The sequence below is a fragment of the Pseudomonas sp. F1_0610 genome, assembly GCF_047470865.1.
Lineage (GTDB): Bacteria > Pseudomonadota > Gammaproteobacteria > Pseudomonadales > Pseudomonadaceae > JAZDRH01.
The window spans coordinates 43769-66801 of sequence record NZ_JAZDRH010000006.1 but is presented as its reverse complement, the minus strand read 5'-3'; the positions used below and the strand labels follow the sequence as shown (position 1 = coordinate 66801).

22 protein-coding genes and 2 pseudogenes are annotated in these 23033 nt (G+C 44.2%); 17 read left to right on the top strand and 7 right to left on the bottom strand.

Translation table 11 applies throughout. From position 1 onward, the window contains the following. Window positions 1-4: 4 nt before the first annotated feature. Complete coding sequence (locus tag VQ643_RS05240) at window positions 5-877, top strand: alpha/beta hydrolase (protein ID WP_414198241.1); 873 nt, start codon at window positions 5-7, stop codon at window positions 875-877. Here the strand turns inward: VQ643_RS05240 and recG are convergent. Together recG and VQ643_RS05230 are read right to left on the bottom strand one after the other, a co-directional pair. Then, the gene (gene recG, locus VQ643_RS05235; protein ID WP_414198240.1) at window positions 874-2946 is read right to left on the bottom strand and encodes an ATP-dependent DNA helicase RecG; all 2073 of its coding nucleotides are present in this window, start codon (window positions 2944-2946) and stop codon (window positions 874-876) included. The two genes, VQ643_RS05240 and recG, sit on opposite strands and share 4 nt — an antisense overlap. A 3-nt stretch (window positions 2947-2949) precedes the next feature. Beyond that, window positions 2950-3867: a LysR substrate-binding domain-containing protein gene (locus VQ643_RS05230; RefSeq protein ID WP_414198239.1), complete on the bottom strand. Its 918-nt coding sequence runs from the start codon at window positions 3865-3867 to the stop codon at window positions 2950-2952. Window positions 3868-3947: 80 nt separating this feature from the next. Between VQ643_RS05230 and VQ643_RS05225 the strand changes: the two genes are divergently transcribed. The 7 genes and pseudogenes from VQ643_RS05225 (at window position 3948) to VQ643_RS05195 (ending at window position 9224) form a co-directional block, all read left to right on the top strand. After that, window positions 3948-4820: an SDR family oxidoreductase gene (locus tag VQ643_RS05225; RefSeq protein WP_414198238.1), complete on the top strand. Its 873-nt coding sequence runs from the start codon at window positions 3948-3950 to the stop codon at window positions 4818-4820. Between the two features lie 48 nt (window positions 4821-4868). After that, complete coding sequence (locus tag VQ643_RS05220; RefSeq protein ID WP_414198237.1) at window positions 4869-5711, top strand: bifunctional transcriptional activator/DNA repair enzyme AdaA; 843 nt, start codon at window positions 4869-4871, stop codon at window positions 5709-5711. Beyond that, window positions 5698-5904, top strand: coding sequence for a hypothetical protein (locus VQ643_RS05215; RefSeq protein WP_414198236.1), 207 nt, complete (start codon window positions 5698-5700; stop codon window positions 5902-5904). Before VQ643_RS05220 ends, VQ643_RS05215 begins: the two co-directional genes overlap by 14 nt. A 33-nt stretch (window positions 5905-5937) precedes the next feature. After that, a pseudogene (locus tag VQ643_RS05210) lies at window positions 5938-6321 on the top strand (alpha-ketoglutarate-dependent dioxygenase AlkB family protein); the annotation flags it as partial. Between the two features lie 80 nt (window positions 6322-6401). Further along, window positions 6402-6848: a hypothetical protein gene (locus VQ643_RS05205; protein ID WP_414198235.1), complete on the top strand. Its 447-nt coding sequence runs from the start codon at window positions 6402-6404 to the stop codon at window positions 6846-6848. A 39-nt stretch (window positions 6849-6887) separates the two neighbouring features. Next, complete coding sequence (locus VQ643_RS05200) at window positions 6888-8135, top strand: immunity 26/phosphotriesterase HocA family protein (protein WP_414198234.1); 1248 nt, start codon at window positions 6888-6890, stop codon at window positions 8133-8135. Between the two features lie 24 nt (window positions 8136-8159). Further along, complete coding sequence (locus VQ643_RS05195) at window positions 8160-9224, top strand: ankyrin repeat domain-containing protein (protein WP_414198233.1); 1065 nt, start codon at window positions 8160-8162, stop codon at window positions 9222-9224. A gap of 42 nt (window positions 9225-9266) precedes the next feature. Here the strand turns inward: VQ643_RS05195 and VQ643_RS05190 are convergent, their stop codons facing one another. The 3 genes from VQ643_RS05190 to rpoZ all read right to left on the bottom strand — a co-directional run bounded on the left by VQ643_RS05190 (window position 9267) and on the right by rpoZ (window position 12105). After that, window positions 9267-9650 carry a RidA family protein gene (locus VQ643_RS05190; RefSeq protein WP_414198232.1) on the bottom strand — a complete coding sequence of 128 codons (384 nt, stop codon included), beginning with the start codon at window positions 9648-9650 and terminating at the stop codon, window positions 9267-9269. A 21-nt stretch (window positions 9651-9671) separates the two neighbouring features. Next, a complete protein-coding gene (gene spoT, locus VQ643_RS05185) occupies window positions 9672-11783 on the bottom strand; it encodes a bifunctional GTP diphosphokinase/guanosine-3',5'-bis pyrophosphate 3'-pyrophosphohydrolase (protein WP_414198231.1) in 2112 nt (703 codons plus the stop codon). A 64-nt stretch (window positions 11784-11847) separates the two neighbouring features. Continuing rightward, window positions 11848-12105, bottom strand: coding sequence for a DNA-directed RNA polymerase subunit omega (gene rpoZ / locus VQ643_RS05180; RefSeq protein WP_414198230.1), 258 nt, complete (start codon window positions 12103-12105; stop codon window positions 11848-11850). Window positions 12106-12367: 262 nt separating this feature from the next. Here rpoZ and VQ643_RS05175 point away from each other — a divergent pair, with 262 nt between their 5' ends. The 4 genes from VQ643_RS05175 to VQ643_RS05160 are packed head-to-tail and all read left to right on the top strand — an operon-like array spanning window position 12368 to window position 16166. Further along, window positions 12368-13297 carry an ABC transporter substrate-binding protein gene (locus VQ643_RS05175; protein WP_414198229.1) on the top strand — a complete coding sequence of 310 codons (930 nt, stop codon included), beginning with the start codon at window positions 12368-12370 and terminating at the stop codon, window positions 13295-13297. An 11-nt stretch (window positions 13298-13308) separates the two neighbouring features. Then, the gene (locus tag VQ643_RS05170) at window positions 13309-14322 is read left to right on the top strand and encodes a FecCD family ABC transporter permease (protein ID WP_414198228.1); all 1014 of its coding nucleotides are present in this window, start codon (window positions 13309-13311) and stop codon (window positions 14320-14322) included. A 9-nt stretch (window positions 14323-14331) separates the two neighbouring features. Beyond that, window positions 14332-15357 (top strand): FecCD family ABC transporter permease, encoded by a 1026-nt coding sequence (locus tag VQ643_RS05165; RefSeq protein ID WP_414198227.1) that lies wholly within the window; start codon window positions 14332-14334, stop codon window positions 15355-15357. Further along, a complete protein-coding gene (locus VQ643_RS05160) occupies window positions 15354-16166 on the top strand; it encodes an ABC transporter ATP-binding protein (RefSeq protein WP_414198226.1) in 813 nt (270 codons plus the stop codon). Before VQ643_RS05165 ends, VQ643_RS05160 begins: the two co-directional genes overlap by 4 nt. Window positions 16167-16205: 39 nt before the next feature. On the opposite strand, the gene gmk is transcribed toward VQ643_RS05160, so the two are convergent. Beyond that, window positions 16206-16823: a guanylate kinase gene (gene gmk, locus VQ643_RS05155; RefSeq protein WP_414198224.1), complete on the bottom strand. Its 618-nt coding sequence runs from the start codon at window positions 16821-16823 to the stop codon at window positions 16206-16208. Between the two features lie 400 nt (window positions 16824-17223). Here gmk and VQ643_RS05150 point away from each other — a divergent pair, with 400 nt between their 5' ends. The 3 genes from VQ643_RS05150 to VQ643_RS05140 all read left to right on the top strand — a co-directional run bounded on the left by VQ643_RS05150 (window position 17224) and on the right by VQ643_RS05140 (window position 20136). Beyond that, entirely contained in the window at window positions 17224-17904 is a 681-nt protein-coding gene (locus VQ643_RS05150) for a GGDEF domain-containing protein (protein WP_414198223.1), read from the top strand. An 80-nt stretch (window positions 17905-17984) separates the two neighbouring features. Continuing rightward, window positions 17985-19742 carry a gamma-glutamyltransferase gene (ggt, locus tag VQ643_RS05145; RefSeq protein ID WP_414198222.1) on the top strand — a complete coding sequence of 586 codons (1758 nt, stop codon included), beginning with the start codon at window positions 17985-17987 and terminating at the stop codon, window positions 19740-19742. Window positions 19743-19866: 124 nt separating this feature from the next. Beyond that, a complete protein-coding gene (locus VQ643_RS05140; protein ID WP_414198221.1) occupies window positions 19867-20136 on the top strand; it encodes a hypothetical protein in 270 nt (89 codons plus the stop codon). A gap of 43 nt (window positions 20137-20179) precedes the next feature. Here VQ643_RS05140 and grxB read toward each other — a convergent pair whose 3' ends face one another. Next, a complete protein-coding gene (grxB, locus tag VQ643_RS05135) occupies window positions 20180-20833 on the bottom strand; it encodes a glutaredoxin 2 (protein ID WP_414198220.1) in 654 nt (217 codons plus the stop codon). Between the two features lie 571 nt (window positions 20834-21404). Here grxB and VQ643_RS05130 point away from each other — a divergent pair. Further along, window positions 21405-21695: a helix-turn-helix domain-containing protein gene (locus VQ643_RS05130; RefSeq protein ID WP_414198219.1), complete on the top strand. Its 291-nt coding sequence runs from the start codon at window positions 21405-21407 to the stop codon at window positions 21693-21695. Continuing rightward, window positions 21685-23033 (top strand): annotated as a pseudogene (locus VQ643_RS05125) (type II toxin-antitoxin system HipA family toxin). Before VQ643_RS05130 ends, VQ643_RS05125 begins: the two are co-directional and overlap by 11 nt.

Sequence of the window (23033 nt, the reverse complement as noted above, 5' to 3'; positions counted from 1 at the left end):
AATAATGCAATTAGTGGCGTGGAAAGAACAGGTATCAGCAGGTATTAGCTTAACGGGTTGGCATAGTACGCCAACAGGTAAACCCGTTTTACACTTTTTGCATGGCAATGGTTTTTGTTGTCGAACCTACGAACCCATGTTAAAGCATTTATCAGAAAGCTTTGATTTGTGGTTATGTGATATTCAAGGGCATGGTGATAGTGAGCATGGTAAGAAGTTTTTAGGCTGGAACCGTAATGCCCAATTAGCTGCCGAGGTATTTCAAAAACGCCGCGGTATTTTTGGCAATGTACCTATTTACGGTGCAGGGCATAGTTTAGGCGCGGTATTAACTAGCTTGATGGCCGCAGAGAATCCTCGTTTATTTAATAAAATTATTTTGCTGGACCCTGTATTCTTCTCGCCACGTATGATTTTTCTTATGCAAAGCTTAAGTTGGCTTGGTTTAAGCAAGCAACATTCACTGGCTAAAAGCGCCGCACGCCGACGTAACCAATGGCCTAGCAAAGAAGCTGCTTTTTCTGCGTTGCGTCCGCGTGGAGTGTTTAAATATTGGACAGATGACTCAATGTGGGCTTACGTCAATCATGCCATGATGGAGGTACAAGGTGGGGTGCAACTGAAATGTCGACCTAGTTTGGAAGCAAAGATTTTTTCCAGCACGCCCAATAAACTATGGAAGTCGATATTTAGCATTGGCATACCTGTGCGTATTCTGTATGCAGATAAAACCTTTCCTTTTGTCCGACAGTCCGCATTACGTTGGTCAGCGAGCAAAACTAATGTGTCAACGCAAGAAGTGGTGGGTGACCATTGTTTTATGCAAGGAACGCCAGAAGAAACCGCGCAGCTAATGAAACGCTTCCTTATTGATTAAACTTGGCCATACTCTTGCCCATACCTTAACCAACGATCAAGCAGTGGGCTGGCGTGGTCAGGATAGGAGCGCATTAATTCAATGGCTGCTTCACGCACATTAGGTAGTAAAGCAGCATCACGCATAAGATCGGCTACTTTAAATTGAAGTAGCCCAGTTTGACGTGTTCCTAGCATTTCACCTGGTCCACGCAGCTCTAAATCACGCTCAGCAATAATAAAGCCGTCATTGGTTTCTCGCATAATAGCTAAACGTTCGCGTCCAATATGCGATAAAGGTGGATGATAGAGCAGTACACAATGGCTAGCGGCACTGCCTCGCCCAACGCGACCTCGTAACTGATGTAGTTGCGCCAAACCTAAACGCTCTGGGTTTTCAATCACCATTAAACTGGCATTAGGCACATCAACGCCCACCTCAATAACTGTCGTTGCCACAAGTAGTTGTAGCTCTCCTGCTTTAAAGGACTCCATAACCTGCGCTTTTTCTGCAGGTTTCATGCGCCCATGAATTAACCCAACAGACAAGCCTACTAATGCAAGTTGTAATTCCTCAAAGGTGGTTTGAGCGGCTTGGCAGGTGAGTTCTTCTGATTCTTCAATGAGCGTGCATACCCAATAGGCTTGTCGACCTTCAGCGCAAGCTAGGCGTACCCGCTCAATTATATCAGGGCGCTTGCTATCGGCTAACACCACGGTATTCACAGGAGTTCTGCCTGGAGGAAGCTCATCTAAAACCGAAGTATCTAAATCGGCATAAGCGCTCATGGCGAGCGTGCGGGGAATAGGTGTAGCGGTCATGATAAGTTGGTGCGGGCTTAAACGGCCTTCAACCCCTTTTTGGCGCAAAGCCAAACGCTGTTGCACGCCAAACCTATGCTGCTCATCAATAATAGCTAAGGCTAGATTTTTAAACTGCACTTCTGCTTGAAAGAGTGCGTGGGTGCCTACAACCATAGGCGTGCCGTTGGCAATTTGCTCAAGCGCTGCCGCGCGTGCTTTGCCTTTTAGTTTGCCAGCTAGCCAAGCTACCTCGATATTTAGCGGGGCAAGCCATTTGCTGAAGTTGATAAAATGCTGCTCAGCAAGAATCTCTGTTGGTGCCATCAACGCCACTTGATAACCCGCTTCTAGCGCTTGCAAAGCAGCAATCGCAGCGACTACGGTTTTTCCTGCGCCTACATCACCTTGGACTAAACGTAGCATAGGCAGCGATTGGGCTAAATCCCAAGCAATCTCAGCGCCTACACGTTTTTGTGCATTGGTTGGGCTAAACCCTAGATTTTCTAAAAACTGATTCACTAAATAGGTGCTAGGTGCTAACTGAGGAGCAAGCTGCTCTCGCATTTGTTCACGTAAACGCTGCAAAGATAACTGGTGAGTTAATAGTTCTTCAAAGGCTAAGCGTTTTTGCGCCCAATGTTGACCTTCGGCAAGCTCTGCAAGATTGGCATCCTGTGGTGGTTGGTGTAGATAACGAATAGCCTCATTAAGTGGGCCTAAGTGATATTTCTCTGCTAAGGCAGAAGGCATCCAATCAGGCAAGTTGCGCGGTGTTAAGTGTTCTAATGTTTGGCTGGCCAACAAACGCATACGTTGTTGAGTTAGGCCTTCTGTTAAAGGGTAGATAGCAGTTAGTGTCTGCTCTAAAGGGCCAGTATCCTGTTGCTCTGTACGGTACTCAGGATGATAAATTTCTAATCCACTGGCGCCAGGGCGAACTTCCCCGTAACAACGAACCTTAGTGCCTTTAGCAAAGCCATTTTTTTGTGCTGTGCTAAAATGGAAAAAGCGAAGCACTATGCTGCCTGTTGAATCTTGTAAGCGTACTACTAGGCTACGGCGGCGCCCCATGGAAACATCAGTAACAGCTACACTGCCCTCAATAACCGCATCTTGACCTGGACGCAAGGCGGCAATGGGAACAATGCGAGTGCGGTCTTGGTAACGTAAAGGTAAATGAAACAGCATATCTTGCAAGGTTTCAATGCCAACCTTCTTTAATTTTTCAGCCAGGGCTGCACCTACTCCTTTTAGAGTAGTAATAGAGAGTTGAGAAAGATCAGACATAGACTACTGAGTTTTACGCGCTAATGAGCACTCACTAATGGCATTGGAGAGTATTTCAATTGCTTTAGGGCGAGGAAAGCTAGCGCGCCAAGCAATAGCTACTGTGCGTTTTGGAGCAGGTTCTTCCATGGGGCGGACCTCAATAACGCCAGGTGCATAGTGGTGCGTATCTACCGCTGATAATGGTAGAACAGACACACCTAAGCCAGATGCCACCATATGACGAATAGTTTCAAGCGAGTTGGCTTCTACAGTAGTGTATTTACTGTTAGAGCCTAGCTCCTTATTAGTGGTTGGACAGGCTTCCAATACTTGATCACGGAAACAGTGGCCTTCGCCTAGTAACAACAAGCTCTTATCATCAAGTAAACTGCTGCTAATAGTGGTTTTTTGGGTCCACGGATGTTCTGCTGACATCAGTACATAGAAGGGCTCGTCGTAGAGCGCTTTGGTAAGAATATCTGCATCTTGAAATGGCAACGCCACAATAATGGCATCTAGTTCGCCATTACGTAGCTTGTCACGTAAAACATGAGTGAAGTTTTCTTCAATATAAAGCGGCATTTCAGGTGCTACTTTATGTAATTGAGGAATTAAATGTGGAAATAAATAAGGCCCAATAGTATAAATAGCTCCGACCCGCAAAGGCGCTGCTAATTGATCCTTACCAGCTTGTGCTAGTTCGCGAATACTTTGTGTTTGCTCAAGTACTCTTTGTGCTTGGGCGATAATACCCTCGCCGACAGGTGTGACTCGAACTGCGCTTTTACTGCGTTCGAATATTAAAATGCCGAGCTCATCCTCAAGCTTTTTAACACCTACGGATAATGTAGGCTGACTTACATGACAGCGCTCAGCTGCACGACCAAAATGTTGCTCTTGGGCTAAAGTGACAATATAGCGTAATTCAGTAAGAGTCATAATTTCATTCCATCGGTGACTGAACAAGCATATCTTTTGTTGACCATGAAAACCATGTCTAAAGGATAAAGGACAATAGAATGACACAAAAAAAATGCCAAAAAATTCTCATCATTGGTTGTGGTGATTTAGGCATGCGTCTAGTGCGTGGATTAACAGCGCAGGGCTGGGAGGTGTATGCCTTGCGTAGAACTATAGTGGAAATGCCAGAGAGTGCGAGACAAATTGTCGCAGATGTGACTTCAAGTCACTTACCTGCCGATTGGCCGACGGATTATGACTATGTTGTCTACTCTATTGCAGCTTCTGAGTTTACTGAACAAGGTTATCGAGCCGCCTACGTGCAAGGTTTACAGAACGTTTTAACTTGGTTGGCAAACAATGAAAGTCCGCTTAAACGGTTTATTTTTACTTCCAGTACAGCTGTATATGGGCAAACCGATGGGCAATGGGTTAACGAGGATTCTGTAACAGAACCTAATCGCTGGAATGGCCAGCTTATGTTAGAAGCTGAACAATTAGCACAGACCAGTGGTTATCCTGCAACTGTGGTACGTCTTTCAGGTATTTATGGTCCGAATCGTGATCATTTAGTGCAAAGAGCCTTAGCTGGCTATTCAGCTCATAAAGGCTCAATGACTAATCGTATTCATGTGCAAGATGCCGCAGATTTTTTACTAACGCTACTCGCGCAGAGTGAAGCTGGCGCAATTATTGATAACTGCTATCTGGTAAATGATGATTTGCCTGTAGAGCTAGAAGATGTGCTAGCTTGGTTGCGACAAGAATTAAATATTACAATCAAAGAATCGTTGTTTATGCCAGCAATGGCGGGCAGTAAGCGCTGCGATAATGCACGGGCTAAAGCCTTAGGTTGGCAACCAAAATATCCAGATTATCGTATCGGTTATGCGCCTATGATTGCGCCCTTGTTATCAAAAAACGGGTCGTAATTAGGTAGTCTAGTGTTTAAGCTGCGATTAGTTTGCTTGAGGTGACTTATGCCTAATATCTTGCTTAATAATCAGCAGTTTGAGCGCATCGCAAAAGCGATTGGCTATTTGTATACGCATCATAAACAACAGCCTAGTTTGCAACAGCTAGCACAAGCTTTACATTTAAGCCCTGAGCATTTACAGCGGCAGTTTACGCAATGGGTGGGCATTAGTCCGAAAAAGCTTTTGCAGTATTTAAATGTCGAATATGCCAAGCAGCAACTGAGCCAACAACACAGTTTACTTCATGTAGCTGGGGAGACAGGTTTGTCTGGTACAGGTCGACTGCATGATTTATTTGTGCAGATTGAAGGTATGACACCAGGTGAATTTAAACAAGGTGGTGCGGGTTTAGACATCAACTATGCATACTTAAGCAGTCCTTTTGGTGATTTGCTAGCCGCAGCAACGCCTAAAGGTTTGTGTCATTTGATGTTTTATAGCCAAGCAGATCAAGCCTTAGTACAACTGCAACAAGGCTTTCCTGCCGCTAGGTTGGTGCAACAAAGCACTAGCACACTAGAGCAAGTAGAAAGACTGTTAGCGGGTTTATCTGTAGATCAACCATTGGCCTTGCATATTAAAGGTAGCGCATTTCAAATTAAGGTTTGGCAGGCGCTCTTGAAGATTCGATCTGGGCAGTTACGCAGTTATCAGCATATTGCACAGGACATCTCCCAGCCTACGGCCAGCCGTGCAGTAGCTAGTGCGATTGCTAGTAATACAATTGCTTTGCTGATTCCTTGTCATAGGGTCATTCGCAGCACTGGTGTTATTGGTGAGTATCGTTGGCAACATGAGCGTAAATTGGCCGTTTTGGCCTGGGAACTGGCTCATGCAGATAGATGATTTATTTAGCCAGTTAGGCGCCACACAACGCAACTTATTACCCTACGATGGTGAACTCTACAATTACGGTTTTACACTGAGCAAACAGCAGGCAGATAAGTATTTCACTGAACTATTAACTCAGATTGACTGGCAGGCCGACACTGCATTTATCTATAACAAGCTGCACCGCACTGAGCGCCAAATTGCGTGATTTGACGATAAAGCTTTTGTACACCACTATTCAGGCACTAACAAAATAGCTCAGCCTTGGTTGGCTGTAGTGCATGAACTGAAAATGCAAGTAGAACAGCGTTTACAGCAGTGTTTTAATTCCTGTTTAGTCAATCTTTACCACAATGGGCAAGAAGGTATGGGGTGGCACAGTGATGATGAGCAAACTTTAGGTATTACTACAAGTATTGCCAGTTTAAGCTTAGGTAGCACTAGGCGCTTTTGTTTTAAGCACAAAACAACCAAACATAAGTGCGAACTTAGTTTGCAGCATGGGCAATTGGTTGTAATGCAAGGCGTTACCCAAAGGTTTTGGTGGCATTGCATTCCCAAAATGGCAGATATTCATCAACCACGTATTAATCTGACCTTTAGAACAATTATTCCTGCCCAGTAATGAGCAGTTTGCTAATTTTGCACTATCTTTTTTTAGGTATTCAGTTAGTTTGGCTACTGAAATTTTCAAGGAGCAAAAATATGCATAGCAAACTTATGGTCGGCTGTTTTTTGGGCAGCTTAATGGCGTTTAGCGGACAGGCTTTAGCCAATGAAGTAATAGGCGGAGATTTAGCCTTTTTCTGTAAAACAACCAATAATAAAGAAATTTTTGTGCGCCAATTAGGAAACACCGTCGTGTATTCGTTTGGTAAACCAGGTGCAAAGCCTGATATTGTATTACAACGCCGTTTTGACCAGCTACCAGAGCGTTTTTGGACAGGTGTGGGAAGCAGTATCTCATCTTATTTAGTGATTCCAAATGGCGACTACAGCTATGTATTGGGCGTTCATGTAAATCGTAATTCTGAAGAGCATGAAGCTAGCTTCAACCTTCCGGTAGAGAAAAGTGGCACTGAAATAGCAACACTACAGTGCGACCCTAAGTTTGTCTTTGATAACCGCGCCAATGTTAACCTCCCTTGGTAAGCTAACTTACTTTTACTGCAAACCTATAAGACACTTGCCATGTTGAATGTATTGAATAATCAGTCTCGTGCGCTACTTGCACTTAAACCAATTGATCCGGTATGGCAATGTGTCAGCCAAGATGATATGCAGTTTTATCATGCAGATGGCGTGCTGTATAAAGCTATTTTTCGAGTGCCGATAAATCCGTATTCACAATTAGCTTATGAGGATGTTAAGTATGATTTTATTGTCGAATATGACTTGAACTTACCCTTAAATGAGCAATTAGAGGTGATTGCCCCACGAGGTCAGGCAAAAACTATTAATTATAGATATATCAGTGGTTTGCGTACTCACAAACTGCCCCATATAAAAATGGATTTAACTAACAAAGCGGCGCTGGTTGAGTGTGGCGTGCGTTGGCTACCAGGTTTTACCTTTAATTCAACTGATACTCTCAACCAAGATATTGCGGCTTTTGTGCAAAGCTACGGCGAAAAAGAATGGCAAAAACAGCTTAAGCTGCTTTGTAAAAGCCCGAAAACACGACAAAAGTACGCAGAAGGCGATATTTTCTGTGTGAGTGTAGGACCTAATCAGTTCGTGTATTTACTTTTAATTGGCTCCTTAATGCACTTGCGTAAAACAAAGCTCTGGGCTGAACAAGTGCCCAAAAATCACTATATGAAATCATGGATGGGTATTCCTGTTATATATCGAAAATATGACTTCATAAGTGATCGTAATGATTTAGCACAGGATGAAATAACGCAACATACCTTATTAGCTGCTGAATACAGCATGGATGATCAATTTATGCGCGGTGACTATAAAATCATAGGGCATAAACCGTTAGTGGCGGATGATATCGACTTTCCCATTTCTTTTAGCGTACATACTCGGCAAGGGGAAGGTGCTACCACCGCAGCAGGCATGGGATTATTGGCTGATGATGAGGTTGAAAACCTGCATATACTGCAAAGCTATGCACAGCGTAAGGCAGATGTATGGTTAACCTTAGAATGGGGAATAGGTTCATATCGTTGGCGTTTGCAGGATTACTTGGCGCATAAAGATCTTGATCTGTGTTTTATACCGCATTCAGGTGTTGGCTGGGGAGTTGCTGGGTTTCATCCAGCAGCTGAACCTAAAGTAGGTAATGCATTAGATGCCTTTGGTGAGGATAAATTAGTTCAGCTATTAACTAGCTTAGGTCAACCACCTATTACCGATTTTGATGCATTTAACCAAGCGCATTTGGGGTTAACCCGCCAAGCGTATATTGATTACATACAGGCTAATTAAGCACTTTTAGTGCAAGGATGAACCATGGCACGCAAACGTAAAAAATTACCTGAAAACTTTGAAGAAATCGCAAAAACAGGTGATTTAGCCCAACTACAAGCAGTCTTTGAACAGTGCGAGATTAACGCATATGGCGGTTATCGAAAGGGTAATGCCTTAAGCTTTAAAGGTATCAGTCTTGAGGGAATAGCATGGTTAGTGGCACAAGGCATTGATATAAAAATGGGCGACAGTTGGGGTGTTCCGCCTATTCAACATCAAGCAAGGCAAAGTGCCGCGAATGTTAAGTGTTTATTGCAGTATGGCGCAGATATTGAACAACAAGACAACTACCAGAAAACACCCCTGTTTAATCTGGTGAGTGAGTACAACTTAGCCGCAGTAAAAAATTTAATAGCAAATGGCGCTAATCTACACGCAGTCAATTTTGACTATTCAACTCAAATGACGGTGTTAGATGCAGCGTTATGGCGTTGTAGCAATGCTCACATTCCACGTGCTGCCGAAATGGCTGAGTTCTTGCTGGCGCAAGGCGCAGTAGTGGGCGCAGAAGCCAAGAATTACGTGCAAAACATTGGTGAAGAGTTTGAGTTTTACCGTGCTGATTTTGATCCTGACTACCTTCCAGAGGTTGAGCAAGGATTGAGCAAGCTGTATCAATTATTTGAGGTAAAACCAGCCGCTAAACGGCTTATTCATGATGGAAAACAGCCTATTATTGTGGCTGACGGCACTTGGCGGCAACAGTTCAACCAGCTATGGGAGATGTTGGTACCAGGAAGTGGTAGTGCGCTAACCATACAAGGCGAAGTGATTCGTATCATAGGTAAGGTCAGTAATGAAATTTTGGGCAATGGCGGGATAAATTGGAGTAAAGACTACAAAAAATTACCGCAAGCACTGCCGTATTATTTCGCCCAAGGCAACTCATTACCTGAAGATCAAATGCAACAATTGCTTGAGTTAGCCAATGCAGTCTCGGCGCACTCTAGTGAAGAACTGCTGGGGCGTTTAAGTGAGTTGGCTGTGCAATGGGTTCAGCTAAATCCACAACCTATGACTTTAGGTAAAGTGGCTTATAAACGTTAATTAATCTTGCTAGGCAAGCACAGCTGCCTAGCGAGAGACAGACTAACTTAATACCATTATGGCTTCAGCTTCAACCAGCGCTTGGCGGGGTAATTCAGAAATGCCCACCGCAGCGCGTGCAGGAAAAGGCTGGCTAAAATAACGGCTCATGACTTCATTAACAGTCGCAAAATTAGCAAGGTCGGTGAGGTACACATTGATTTTCACCAAGTCATCTAAATTACCGCCTGCCGCTTGAGCTACGGCTTTAAGGTTTTCAAACACTTGCACTGTTTGTGCTTCAATACCACCTTCAACAATTTGCATGGTGCTGGGGTTTAGTGGGATTTGCCCAGAAAGATATACCGTAGAACCTGCTTTAATAGCCTGTGAGTAAGTACCAATAGCAGCAGGTGCGTTATCTGTATGAATGGCGGTTTTGCCCATTACAAACTCCAAAATAATAGGTTAAGCACTAATACGATTAATGCGTGAAACGCCTTTGATGGCACGTAAGCGGCGGATAACACGCGCTAAATGAACACGATCAGTAACGCTAACGCCCAGCTGCACTACGCTCATACGTCCATCGCGTTCATCGACTGAAACTTTTTCGATATTAGCATCGGCTGAGGCAACTGCTGTGGCTAAGGTAGCGATTAAGCCGCGCTGATGAATAAGATCAATACGCAGCTCCACATTAAACTCGCCTTCAATATCCTTGGCCCAGAGCAAGGGGATGCATTTTTCAGGGTTACTACGAATATCCGCAATGTTCTTACAGCTAGTGCGGTGCACAACCATACCTTTACCTGCAGATAAGTGCCCTAGCACAGCATCGCCAGGAATAGGTGTGCAGCAGCGAGCATAACTCAGTACTAAGCCTTCAGTACCGCGAATGGTTAGAGGACCATCTTCAGTCAACGGATGATGTGGGCTAGCATCAGCACTAATTAAGCGTGCAGCCACCACATGCGCAGTTCTGTTGCCTAAACCGATATCCTCTAAGAGTTGATTAAATTCTGTCATTTTGTATTCATCAAGCAGTAACTTGATGCGTTCTTCGGTGACATCACTCATTTGCATGTGCAAATCGTCTAGTGCTTTGTTCAGTAAGCGATCACCCAGTGCGACAGATTCATCATGTTGTTGGCTTTTTAATGCGTTGCGAATATGCGTGCGAGCTTTTCCTGTCACAACAAAGTTAAGCCAAGCAGGATTTGGGCGGGTATTGGGAGCAGTAAGAATCTCAACGGTTACACCGCTTTCTAATGGTTGAGATAAAGGTGCAACGCGTCTATTGATGCGGCAAGCTAAGCATTTATTACCAATATCCGTATGCACTGCATAGGCAAAGTCAACGGGAGTAGCGCCGCGCGGTAGTTCCATAATGCGCCCTTTAGGCGTGAAAACGTAAACTTCATCAGGAAAGAGATCAATTTTTACGTTTTCAATAAACTCCAACGAGTTGCCAGCGCTCTGTTGTAACTCTAATAAACCTTTAACCCAACGTCGTGCGCGTGCATGATTGGTGCGTGGTGCATGTTCTTCATCTGCTTTATACAGCCAATGTGCAGCAATACCATTGTTGGCCAGTTCTTCCATTTCAGTGGTACGAATTTGGATCTCAATAGGTACACCCATACCAAATAAAGTGGTATGCAATGACTGATAACCGTTGGCTTTAGGAATCGCAATATAGTCTTTAAAACGTCCTGGAATGGGTTTGTAAAGATTATGCATCGCACCTAGTACGCGATAGCAAGTATCTACCTTGTCAACAATAATGCGAAATGCATAAACATCCATAATTTCATTGAATGCTTTACGTTTAACACGCATTTTGCGGTAAATGCTATACAGGTGCTTTTCCCGTCCGCCTACGTCAGCTTGAATGCCTTCATGCGCTAAGCAATCGCTAAGAGACTGGCCGATCTTTTGAATAATCTCTTTGCGATTGCCACGTGCTTTTTTAACTGCAGCTTGAATGCGTTCTGCACGCATAGGATGCATGGCTTTAAAACCAAGATTTTCAAACTCAGTAAAAATAGTATTAATGCCAAGACGATTGGCAATAGGTGCGTAAATTTCTAGGGTTTCTTTGGCAATACGGCGGCGCTTTTCAGGGTTTAACGCGCCTAATGTGCGCATATTGTGTAGGCGATCGGCGAGTTTTACTAAGATCACGCGAATATCGCGCGCCATTGCCATTGCCATCTTTTGGAAGTTTTCAGCCTGAGCTTCCGCTTTGGTGCCAAACTTCATCTGCGTTAGCTTGGTAACACCATCAACCAGATCCGCCACGCTTTGTCCAAATTGCTCAGTAATGGCCTCTTTAGGGATACCTGTATCTTCAATAACATCATGCAATAAGGCCGCCATCAAACTTTGATGGTCCATATGCATATTGGCTAGCACAGTGGCAACTGCCAATGGATGGGTCACATAATGCTCACCACTACTGCGCAGTTGGCCGTCATGGGCTTGCTCTGCGTAATAGTAGGCACGACGAACAAGGTTAACTTGTTCGGTTGGTAAGTAGGTTGCAAGCTGTTGCGCAAGACGCTCTATTGCAGGCATAAAAACCTCGAATGCGCTGGAAAACTGTGTGCAGTGTTAAAGCAGCTTACAACCGTGCATGGCATTAACGTAAATCAGTGTCAAAGGCAGTGAATAAAGGTTCGTCATGCATCATTGCTTCTTCACTGGCAATAATAGCAGGCGTCACTAAGCCATCTGCAATTTCACGTAGCGCTAAAACCGTTGGTTTATCATTCTCTAACGGTACTTTAGGCTCTTTGCCGCCGGTTGCGAGCTGACGCGCACGTTTCGTTGCCAGCATAACTAGCTCAAAACGGTTATCAACATTTTCTAAACAATCTTCAACTGTAACGCGAGCCATGGTGTTCCTCTTAAATTGAGTGCAGTAGCTTAAAGTAAGCCACACTTAATGAGATAGTCTAAAAAATAACCTAGCACAAGGGAAGAGCTATAGGCTTTTTATACAAAAGAAATCAAGTTCTAGAGCACATAATCTAAGCTGTTTTGACTAAAAGTGCAGAATGCTGAATAAGTTGTAAATGAAGATGTAAACAATTTTCAATTAGTTTCATTAAATGATAAGTTATCATTTTCATCCAATGACTAAGACTAAAGAGGATAACATGTTAACCAAAGCTAGTCGTAAATCGGTAATGGCATTTGGCCTATCGGCATTATGCCTTATGGCTGGATTCGCTCAGGCAGCAGAGCGCGAATTAGATACCGCTTATGGCAAAGTGCGGATCAAAGGTGAGCCAATGCGTGTGATTACATTGGATGAAGGCGCATTAGATTTAAGTTTATCTATTGGTATTAAACCAGTAGGTGCTTTAGCCAGTCGTGGCGGTGATAAAGTAGCTAATTATTTGCAAGACAAAGCCAGTGATATCACTATTGTTGGTTCTGTACGTGAACCTAATCTTGAAGCTATTTTCCGTCAAAAACCGACGTTGATTTTAGCAGCAGCTGGCTTGCCAGAAGATACTTACAAAAAATTAAGCTTAATGGCGCCTACAGTGGTACCTGAAAAAGATGCTGCGTTTCGCCCATGGCGCGATAACATGCGCTTTTATGGCAAGGCCTTAGGCCGTGAACAGGCAGTAGAAGCTAAACTAGCTGAGATTGACCAACGAATTGCTGCTTTAAAGGCCAAGCTGCCACAAGAGGTTAGCCTGTCAGTTGCACGCTGGAATCCGCAAGGCCCTATTGTGATGTCAGCTAATTTGTTTGTTGGGCAAATTATTAATGACCTTGGCGTAGAAACTACAGAGCTTGCCAAAAGTGTCAAAGACCGCCCACATAGCGACACGCTCAGCCTTGAAAACTTATCCGGCATTGATGCAGATTGGTTATTCTTAGGCACTCTGAATGCCGATGGTAATAAAGCCTTAGAAGATGCAAAAAAACAGCCTGCGTTTGTACGTTTAAATGCTGTTAAACAACAGCATGTAGTTACTGTAGATGGGCAAATCTGGAGCAGTGGCAGTGGCCCTTTAGCGGCTGAAGTCATTTTAACTGACATTGAGAAAGCTATTCTTAGCGAGACTAAATAAGGCGTTACGTGTTGAATAATGCAACGGCACCTAGATCATTAATTTGGGTTGTTGCGCTATGTTTAGGGCTAGTCCTTATTTTAGGGCTAGCTAGCTTAATCATAGGTGCAGGAACAGAAGTTGGTATTAAGCTTAGTATTCAAGTTTTACTTGGGCAGGTGGAAAACGACAATGCCCATTTTACTATTTATCAATTGCGCTTAATACGCACACTATTAGCTTTAGTGGTAGGAAGCAGCCTAGGTGCAGCAGGCGCTTTACTACAAACGGTAACACGTAACCCTTTAGCTGAACCTGGCCTGTTGGGTGTGAGTCAAGGCGCTGCCTTTGCTGTAGTGTTAGCTATTTATTGTGGCTATTCGGCGGTGTCTGTCAGTATGGGGGTAGCCGTATTAGGCGCTTTAGTAGGCTGCATGTTGGTACTGCTGGTATCAGGCATGCGTAATGTAGGCAGTGATCCTATTCGTTTGATCTTAGCCGGTGCAGCCTTTTCAGGAATTTTGTTATCTGCCAGTAGTTTGCTGTTAATGAGCGATAGCCGCAGCGCTGATGAAATGCGTTTTTGGCTAATAGGCGCTCTAGGTGGGCGCTCTATCGATGTTTTGCAGGGGAGTCTTATAGGTTTAGTCTTAGGATTGTGCCTATCTTTTCCTTTATTACGCCCTTTAGCCGCATTAGCACTGGGTGAACGTGTGGCTGCCGGTTTAGGCCATAAGCCACATTTAACCCGATTTCTTAGCTTGCTCGTAGTTGCTCTACTTGTTGGTATAGCAACAGCAGCGGCAGGACCTATTGCCTTTGTGGGGCTGGTTGTACCCTATTTGGCTCGGTTTTTAGTGGGGCCTGATATTCGGCGCGCCTTTCTAATATCTTTATTATTAGGACCTAGCGTTCTACTATTTTCTGACATAGTTGCGCGTGTATTGGTTAAACCCTACGAGCTTCCTATTGGTGTGATTACGGCTTTTGTAGGTGCACCAATTTTAATTGCTGTAGTGCGCACTCGCCGTTTGCCAAGTTTGTAGGTGTGATCTATGCAAACAGAACTCTTACTACAAATAGGCTCATGGCGGCTACGTTGGTATAAGCGCAGCATTATAGTTATTTTTGGATTACTACTTCTTTTAGCACTGCTGAGCATTTTACGTTTGCTGGCAGGTGAAAATTTATCAGTTTGGCAAACCATACAAGCTGTATTAGGTGTGGGAGATGATTTTACTATCTTCTTGATTCAAGAGTTACGCTTACCTCGTTTATTGGCAGGCATATTATCTGGCGCTGCTTTGGGCGCATCAGGCTGTTTATTGCAAACTTTAGCGCAAAATCGTTTAGCGACACCTAGCATCATAGGTATTGATAACGGCGCAACAGCCTTTGCTGTTGCGGCTATTGTGGCTGTACCTACCAGCCTTGCGCCAAGTGCTTTGGCCTTAGTAGGTGCTACCACTGCCGCTGCTTTAGCCTTTGGTTTAAGCGGTGGTTCTGGTGCGAAAGGTTATCGTTTCATTATGGTAGGCATTGGGTTGGGCGCGGTTTTTGGTGCGCTGACTAACCTTATGCTAGCGCGTACAGATATGGACAGTGCCAATATGGCCTACCCTTGGACTGTAGGTAGTCTAAGCGCACGTTCATCCAGCAATATCAGTTTTCTGGCGATTTGTTTAGTGATCTGCCTACCTTGGGCAATGTATCTTGCTCGCCAGCTTAACTTAATGCGCTTCTCTGATGCAGTAGCAGTAGGCTTAGGTGTAGCAATCAAGCGTATTCGTATTTGGACGTTGGTTGTTACTGTGCTACTGAGTGCTTTTGCAATCGCGCTGGCAGGCCCTGTAGGTTTAGTGGCCTTAGCAGCACCTGAAATGGCACGTTATTTAACAGGTAGTAGGCAAGTGCCGGTGTTTAGTTCTGCCTTAGCAGGAGCCTTGATTATGATTGCTGCAGATTGGATAGGCCAGTCACTCTTTATTGTTGAAATTCCAGTTGGTGTTATTGCGGCTATTGTTGGTGGCCCTTACTTGTTATGGATTTTACTGCGTCAACCTGCACGAGGTAGCTTATGAGTATTGCATCTTTTGTTAAACATCAGAGGGATGCACGTTTAGAAGCGCAATCTTTAACGTTAGGCTATGCTCAAGAATTGATTGTAAAGCAACTATCACTACAGATTCCGCAAGGTAAAGCAACGGCTATTGTTGGCCCTAACGGCTGTGGAAAATCCACTTTGCTGGCTGGATTGTCACGCTTGCTAAAAGCTAAAAGTGGCAGTGTTTTACTCAATGGTGAGCAGATTCAGAAATTACCTACTCGCCAAGTAGCACAGCAACTGGCTTTATTACCACAAGAAACAATAGCCCCTGACGGCTTGACTGTGCGTGAACTAATTCGCTTTGGACGTCAGCCCCATCAAGGTTTATTGCGCCAATGGTCAGATGATGATGAGCAAATTGTGCACAAAGCTATTGCTATGGCAGATTTAGAAAAATTTGCCGATCGCCCTTTAGAGTCAATGTCTGGCGGGCAACGGCAGCGCGCTTGGATTGCGATGGCAGTGGCGCAGGCAACACCTTTGCTATTGCTAGATGAGCCGACTTCAGCGTTAGATTTAGGTCATCAGATAGAAATATTTGAGCTGATTCGCGAGCTGGTTGCCGTTGAAAAAACCATTGTCATGGTTGTGCATGACCTATCTAGTGCTTGTCGTTATGCGGATCATATTGTAGCTATGCGAGATGGGCAGATTATTGCTCAAGGTACGCCCAGCGACATCATTACACCTGAGCTGGTTGAGCAGCTTTATGATGTGAAATGCTCAATTCTGCAAGATCCCATCAGCCATACACCTATTATTACTGGATTGAAACGTGCCTAACGGCATACTGCCCTACACCTAGGGCAGTATCCGCTAAACTTACTGAATGAGATCATTCAATAATACTTTATGGCTTTGTGCTTGTGCATTTAAACGTAATTGGTTGGCGCGAAAAATAGCCTTTAAGTCATCTAAAGCAGTAGAGAAATCATCATTGATAACAATGTAGTCATAATCTACATAGTGGCTCATCTCAGACACCGCCTGCGACATCCGTTGATCAATCACTTCTTGACTGTCTTGCCCACGATTATTTAAACGCTGGCGCAAAGCTTGCTGGGTAGGCGGTAGAATAAAAATAGACTTAGCTTCAGGCATCAGCTTGCGGACTTGCTCTGCACCTTGCCAGTCAATTTCTAAAATTAAATCGTAACCTTGATTTAGTGTTTCCTTTACCCAAGCGGCACTGGTGCCATAGAGGTTACCAAATACCTGTGCGTGCTCTAAAAATTCATGGTTTTCAATCATGCTTTCAAACACATTGCGCTCTACAAAGTGGTAATTCACACCGCAAACTTCACCAGGGCGTATAGCACGTGATGTATGAGACACAGATACACGCACAAAGGGTAAGCTATCAATTAAGGCTTTTACTAAGCTTGTTTTTCCAGCACCTGAAGGTGCTGACACAATGTACAGTGTTCCGATAGAGGACATAGGCGTTAAATCTCAATTGAACAGACAAACGGAAAAATAAAATAATACTAGGTAGATTACTGTAACTGGCGACGATAATCAGTTTATTTTGCGGTTTTATTGATCCGAATGGCAAAGTGTTTAACAAAACCAGCGTAAGATTGGTTAGTAATCTTTATCCCACATGCTTTACAATTTGCGCTTACTGCATAATACATCTGCATGGATGTATTACGGCTGCCAATGTTAAGGAAGACCTGTCGCATCTTAACCTAGTGTTAGGCATGCATGCTCATCAAGGACGAGAGACAGGTTATGGCTGATGTACAAAGGCTTTTGTCACAGTTTTTTCGATTTAATAGCAGCAGTTAGCTTAATTGAATGGTTTTGTGATGCCTGAGTAATGGTTATTAGTGTAACAATGACTACCACTATACTTGTTGTATTGCTGTTAGTGTTTATTGGAATGTGCTTTTATTACCGTCATGCGCTAAAGCGACAGCAGCATTATGGGATACGTCTTAGTCGGATTAATGAGCAGCTAAAACATACCAATACCCGCCTAGAGCAAATGAGCCTAACAGATAGCCTGACAGGTCTGGCTAATCGTCGCTACTTTGATCTTGTGCTTGCACAGGAATACGCACGTCATGCGCGTAATAGTGGCATGCTTAGCTTATTAATGATTGATATCGATTACTTTAAGAGTATTAATGACACCTACGGTCATCTCGTGGGTGATGCTTGTTTAGAGTTGATCTCGGACTACTTGCGCAATAGTGTCTCACGTTCAGGCGACTTAGTAGCACGTTATGGCGGGGAAGAGTTCGCCATTATCTTACCCAGAACATCACTCACAGGAGCTGTTACCATAGCACGTCGTATCTCCGAAGGAATGCAACGTCTTATTTTGCCCACAGACCTAATTGATACACCACCGCCTACTATTACTGTTAGTATTGGCGTGGCTAGCGTGTTATGTGATAGCCACAGCTCAGATCTACAATTGTTAGAAAAAGCTGATCAGCATTTATACAACGCAAAAAATGCAGGGCGTAACCTTGTATGGTTTGAAGAGCAATCACCTTTATTCAATTCCTAGCTATTAGTGTAATTTAAATTTGCGCAACGTCCGTTAAGGTAGGTTAAAAAGTTATCAGACCATAAATTAAGGGGATGCTTATGCACTTTACTCGGACGTTCATAGTTAGCAGTCTACTAGTCGCCTTACTAGCTGCTCCAACAGTGCAAGCCAAACAGCCCCCAGAACTTAGTGCAGCAGCGCAAGCGGCTGCCCGTTATGACTATGCACTGGATGTATTTCACCCAGTACATGCCTCTACCGGAATGGTTGCCAGTGAACAAGCACTAGCTACCCAAGTAGGGGTAGATATTTTAAAACAAGGTGGTAATGCAATAGACGCAGCAGTTGCTACAGGTTTTGCGCTAGCTGTAGTTTTACCTAATGCTGGCAATATTGGTGGCGGTGGCTTTATGCTGCGCTATGATAGCGAAACAGCCACTAGTACTGCATTGGATTTTCGTGAAACGGCCCCCAAAAAAGCCTCGCGTAATATGTACCTTGACGAACAAGGTAATGTGATTCAAGGAAAATCGATGTTCAGCCATCAAGCTGTTGGCGTTCCAGGTACTGTTGCTGGCTTAGAGTATGCCTTAGAACACTGGGGCACCATGAGCCTAGAGCAAGTGCTACAGCCTTCAATTGAATTGGCAGAAAAAGGTTTTATTGTTAGTGAAACCTTGGGCAAGATGCTCAATGCTGAGGCAGACAACTTAAAACAATGGGACAGCACTAAAGCTATTTTCTTCAAAGGTGAGCAGCCTTTAAAAGCAGGTGACCTACTTGTACAAAAAGACCTAGCCAAATCACTTAGATTAATTGCTAAAGAAGGCAGTAGTGCTTTTTATGAGGGCGATATTGCAAAAGCTATTGTAGCTGAAATGGAAAAGCACCATGGCATGATAACGCTGGCAGATCTTGCCGCCTATAAGGCTGTAGAACGTGAGCCTGTCATGGGCGATTATCGCGGCTACCAAGTGATTAGTATGCCACCACCTAGCTCAGGTGGGGTACATTTAATACAGATTCTCAATATTCTTTCCCACTTTCCAATGAGTGAATATGGCGCCAACAGCGCAGAAAGCATTCGTCTCATTGCCGAAGCCTCAAAATACGCCTATGCCGATCGGGCAGAATACTTGGGTGACCCAGATTTTGTAAAGGTTCCTGTTCAAGGTTTAACGGCAAAAGCCTATGCACAGCAAATTGCTAAAGGCATCAAGCCCAATAGCATTAAACCCGCATCGCAGATTAAAGCAGGCAAGCCGCAACCGTATGAGAGCGACCAAACGACGCATTACTCTGTGGTCGACAAGCAGGGTAATATGGTAGGTGTCACCTATACGCTAAACCTAAATTTTGGCAGTGGTATTGTGGCAAGCGGCACAGGCATTTTACTGAATAATGAAATGGATGACTTCTCAGTAAAACCTGGCGTAGCCAACGCCTTTGGTTTGATTGGAGGAGAAGCTAATGCGATTGAGGCAGGTAAACGCCCACTATCTTCTATGATGCCAACCTTGGTTCTAAAAGACGGTAAACCTTGGATGGTTACAGGAAGCCCTGGCGGAGCACGCATTATTACTACAGTGCTGCAAACCATAGTCAATAGTATTGATTATGGAATGAATCCGGCAGAAGCAGCAGCTAGCTTGCGTATCCATCACCAATGGCAGCCTGATGAATTGCGAGTGGAAAAAGGCCTAAGTCCAGATACACTGAAAATCCTACGCAATTTGGGCTACAACATTCAAGTCAAGGCAGCTATGGGACGCACACAAAGCATACAGGTGACAGAGGATGGCTTGTTGGGCTACTCAGACCCTCGCAACCCAGACGGCGGCACTTTAGGCTACTAAAGAGCAGGAATAGACCTTTTGTCCGCGATTTAAAAAAAGTTATAGAACATGGAGCTAAAGCAAAAAAACAAACTGTGGTTTGAGTAATCTTAAAACCATTAATTATGGCTTTTTGTGGAAAATCATGATGAAAGAGTCTATTCAAACATTGTGTGCGCAAACCCATAAACCGCAACAGGATTGTGAGCAAGCCTTACTAGAAACAGGTTGTGTTGAACGTGCTAAAGCGCAATTATTCGCGCCAGAAATTGCACAAGTTAAACAACGTGTTATTGAGCGTAATGAAGAAAAAATTATTGCCGCCTTGGTAAGCGCCAACGGCCATCTAGACAGTGCAGTTAGCTTGCTAAATTACGGTTACGATGTTTATAACATAGTGCATGCACGTACTTAATAGTGATAAAAAAGCCATCAGCAAAGATGGCTTTTTAAGCTGCTTAGAGCGCTTTATCCCACAGCAACGGCACTTTTGATAGCACAGACAAGCGCTGCATAAAGGCGCTGACTTTAGCTGGGTAAGTAATGCCTTTGGTAAGGCTTAAGCAACGCAATACTGCAAAAACATGCAAATCATCCTCAGAGCGCTCCCCATGGATTGCATCAGGTGACTGAATAAGCTTCTCTAATTGTTCTAAATGCGGCATTAGCTGTTGGATTAGCTCAGGCGTTTGCTGCCATGCTTGAGCAAAACTACCAATCATTTTTTCTTTATTCTGCTGAAAATAATCTTTAGCGCCCTGTGTAGCAAACTCAGGAAAATTCGTATATTGAATAGTACGCGGCATCACCAACGGATGGGTGAGCTTAAACGCGGTGCTAACCCACTCAGCAATAACCGCTTGACTAGGTCTGCGAAAAATACTCTGGCGCCCCGTTAGCTGATCAATATAACGCACAATATCCATGCTTTCAGGCATGAAGGTCGCATCGTCTTTTTGCAAAATAGGCAACATTTTTGCACCTATCATGCGAATGGGCGTTTGCTCATCATCGTTGAGCAAATACACCTCATCCACCACAGTTTCTGTCAAACCAAAAATCATCCGTGCTTTCACACAAAAAGGGCAGTGATCATAGAGATAAAGTTTCATCGCTCACTCAACCTAGGCATTAAAAATACTTTCAGTAAATTGTTTAGTCATAATCATTCTCGTTGTTTAGTGAATTATACCTCTAACAACGTGTTCCAGATTAGTGGACCATTACACCACTAAACTCACCAGTTGGTTGAAAATTCAGGCAAAGACCTGAAATCTCCTGAAAACAAAAAAGCCCCTATTTACAAGGGCTTGGTAAGATTAGGTAAGCTCAAAGATACTCAAGAAACCTTATTCAATATTCTGGATCTGCTCATTGAGTAGCGGCCTAGACCCCAACAAACTCAATAAGTTACCGAAAAGAAACCGTTCAAAAATGCCTGTTTGCCCACCAAACTGCCCACCACTTGCCTATGGCTTTTACCAAATCTTAGTGGTGCTCGAAGCTATTACAACGGAAAAACAGTGCCGTTTTTATGTTGCAGTTAGGGGCTGAAAATAGCAGTTTTGAAGGGCTTTATCGAGTAATTTTTTTAACACCCTATGCGCTGATGGATACTATAATGTCCATTTTCTGATTTATTTCGCTATAATGGATATAACTGTATCCACTTGGTCTTTTCGGATGAATTTTACCTTACTTGATGATACCGATGTAAGCCAAGCCTATGCGGCTTATCTGCGAGAGTTACGAAAGCAGGCAAAGCTGTCACGCGCGGCGCTGGCAGAGCGAAGCTGCGTACCTGCGGCCACCATTAAGAAATTTGAGCTGACCGGGCAAATTTCATTTCGCCAATTGCTGTTGTTATGGCAGACACTTGATTCGCTAGATAGGCTTTATCAGCTCACACAACCTAGCAAAGAACGCGCTGCTATGCCCACGAGTATTGAGGAGGTGCTAAAAGATGAGTTTTAGACCGATTCAGAAGCTTAATGTTACTCGTACGCTAACTTCAGGTGAACAGATATCTGTTGGAGTCTTGGCGCAGAATCGGCAAGGCGTTTTTTTCAGTATGCTGACGACTATTTGCAACAGTTTGGCAAGTTATCACCGTTTACCTTGCAAGCGAATACGCAAGTTCAAGCCGCGCCTAAAGCACCGCACCAAGGTGTACATGGCGTATTTGGAGATTGTTTACCCGATGGCTGGGGCATGCTGTTGCAAGATCGTATTTTCCGGCAAAAGGGCATCCTACCTAATCAATTAACGGCGATGGATAGATTGGCCTTTGTCGGTGATAAAGGCATGGGAGCATTGTCTTTTTCTCCGGTGTCTGAGTTTTCAGCCACGACGAACGCGGATATTGATTTAGCTACGTTAGGCTTAGAAGCGCAAACGCTGTTCGATGCTTCGATGTCAGATTATATGGATGATAATCACGATGAGTTAGATGAGCATACGCAACAGGTGTTGGCTGCATTGGTCGCAGGTGGTAGTTCGGGTGGGGCAAGGCCAAAAGCGCAGATTTATATGCCTGCTGGAGAAACTAAGCAATGTCGAACCTTTGCTCAGCCTGGAGACGAGGCTTGGCTGATTAAGTTTACTTCTAAAAATCTCGCGCTCGGCCATGAAGAAGGTTTGTGTGAGGCGGTTTATTTGCAAATGGCCGAGCTTGCCAAGAGTCAACCACCAGTCTGGCAACTCATTGAAGCACCATCTTCAAGTGGTGCATCTGCTTGGTTAGCGCTTAAGCGTTTTGATTATGTCACTGAACGGGCCGACTCAGGCAGTCAACTGAGTTCAGGCCGATTGCATATGCACAGCGCTTGCGGGCTGCTGGATGCAGACTTTCGAACGCCAAGTTTAGATTATATTGACCTGATAAAAGCCAGCCGTCAGTTGTGTAAATCCCCCGCCGCTGGGCAGCTGCAATTTCGCCGCGCCATTTTTAATCTGCTGTCGTCTAATCAAGACGACCACAGTAAAAACTGGGCGTTTTTGCAAGCGGATGACGGTCAATGGGATCTTGCACCTTTTTACGATGTTACCTACAGCCCGCATCCATTCAACGAACACGCCACTGCATTTGGCGGTTATGGCAAAGCGCCACCGCTTAAGGTGATGCAAAAGCTAGCAACCAGTGCTGGCTTTGCGAATTGGAATGATGCAAGGCAAGTCATTGAAGAAGTCGCAGAAGCCATCAGCCAATTTACTCATCTTGCCAAGCAACAAGGGATCAGTAAAACAACAGTAGTTGCTATTACTAAAACATTGGATCAGCGCAAACAGGAAAATACTGCACTTTTTCTATAA

Bases quoted from the DNA above. Each gene is read 5' to 3' on its own strand.
- VQ643_RS05140 (WP_414198221.1), top strand. From the start codon at position 19,867: ATGATGAAAGAGTCTATTCAAACATTGTGTGCGCAAACCCATAAACCG.
- grxB (WP_414198220.1), bottom strand. From the start codon at position 20,833: ATGAAACTTTATCTCTATGATCACTGCCCTTTTTGTGTGAAAGCACGG.
- rpoZ (WP_414198230.1), bottom strand. From the start codon at position 12,105: ATGGCTCGCGTTACAGTTGAAGATTGTTTAGAAAATGTTGATAACCGT.
- VQ643_RS05200 (WP_414198234.1), top strand. From the start codon at position 6,888: ATGTTGAATGTATTGAATAATCAGTCTCGTGCGCTACTTGCACTTAAA.
- ggt (WP_414198222.1), top strand. From the start codon at position 17,985: ATGCACTTTACTCGGACGTTCATAGTTAGCAGTCTACTAGTCGCCTTA.
- VQ643_RS05165 (WP_414198227.1), top strand. From the start codon at position 14,332: ATGCAAACAGAACTCTTACTACAAATAGGCTCATGGCGGCTACGTTGG.
- VQ643_RS05175 (WP_414198229.1), top strand. From the start codon at position 12,368: ATGTTAACCAAAGCTAGTCGTAAATCGGTAATGGCATTTGGCCTATCG.
- VQ643_RS05240 (WP_414198241.1), top strand. From the start codon at position 5: ATGCAATTAGTGGCGTGGAAAGAACAGGTATCAGCAGGTATTAGCTTA.
- VQ643_RS05160 (WP_414198226.1), top strand. From the start codon at position 15,354: ATGAGTATTGCATCTTTTGTTAAACATCAGAGGGATGCACGTTTAGAA.
- VQ643_RS05225 (WP_414198238.1), top strand. From the start codon at position 3,948: ATGACACAAAAAAAATGCCAAAAAATTCTCATCATTGGTTGTGGTGAT.
- VQ643_RS05230 (WP_414198239.1), bottom strand. From the start codon at position 3,867: ATGACTCTTACTGAATTACGCTATATTGTCACTTTAGCCCAAGAGCAA.
- VQ643_RS05215 (WP_414198236.1), top strand. From the start codon at position 5,698: ATGCAGATAGATGATTTATTTAGCCAGTTAGGCGCCACACAACGCAAC.
- VQ643_RS05220 (WP_414198237.1), top strand. From the start codon at position 4,869: ATGCCTAATATCTTGCTTAATAATCAGCAGTTTGAGCGCATCGCAAAA.
- VQ643_RS05130 (WP_414198219.1), top strand. From the start codon at position 21,405: ATGAATTTTACCTTACTTGATGATACCGATGTAAGCCAAGCCTATGCG.
- VQ643_RS05195 (WP_414198233.1), top strand. From the start codon at position 8,160: ATGGCACGCAAACGTAAAAAATTACCTGAAAACTTTGAAGAAATCGCA.
- VQ643_RS05190 (WP_414198232.1), bottom strand. From the start codon at position 9,650: ATGGGCAAAACCGCCATTCATACAGATAACGCACCTGCTGCTATTGGT.
- spoT (WP_414198231.1), bottom strand. From the start codon at position 11,783: ATGCCTGCAATAGAGCGTCTTGCGCAACAGCTTGCAACCTACTTACCA.
- gmk (WP_414198224.1), bottom strand. From the start codon at position 16,823: ATGTCCTCTATCGGAACACTGTACATTGTGTCAGCACCTTCAGGTGCT.
- VQ643_RS05205 (WP_414198235.1), top strand. From the start codon at position 6,402: ATGCATAGCAAACTTATGGTCGGCTGTTTTTTGGGCAGCTTAATGGCG.
- VQ643_RS05150 (WP_414198223.1), top strand. From the start codon at position 17,224: ATGACTACCACTATACTTGTTGTATTGCTGTTAGTGTTTATTGGAATG.
- recG (WP_414198240.1), bottom strand. From the start codon at position 2,946: ATGTCTGATCTTTCTCAACTCTCTATTACTACTCTAAAAGGAGTAGGT.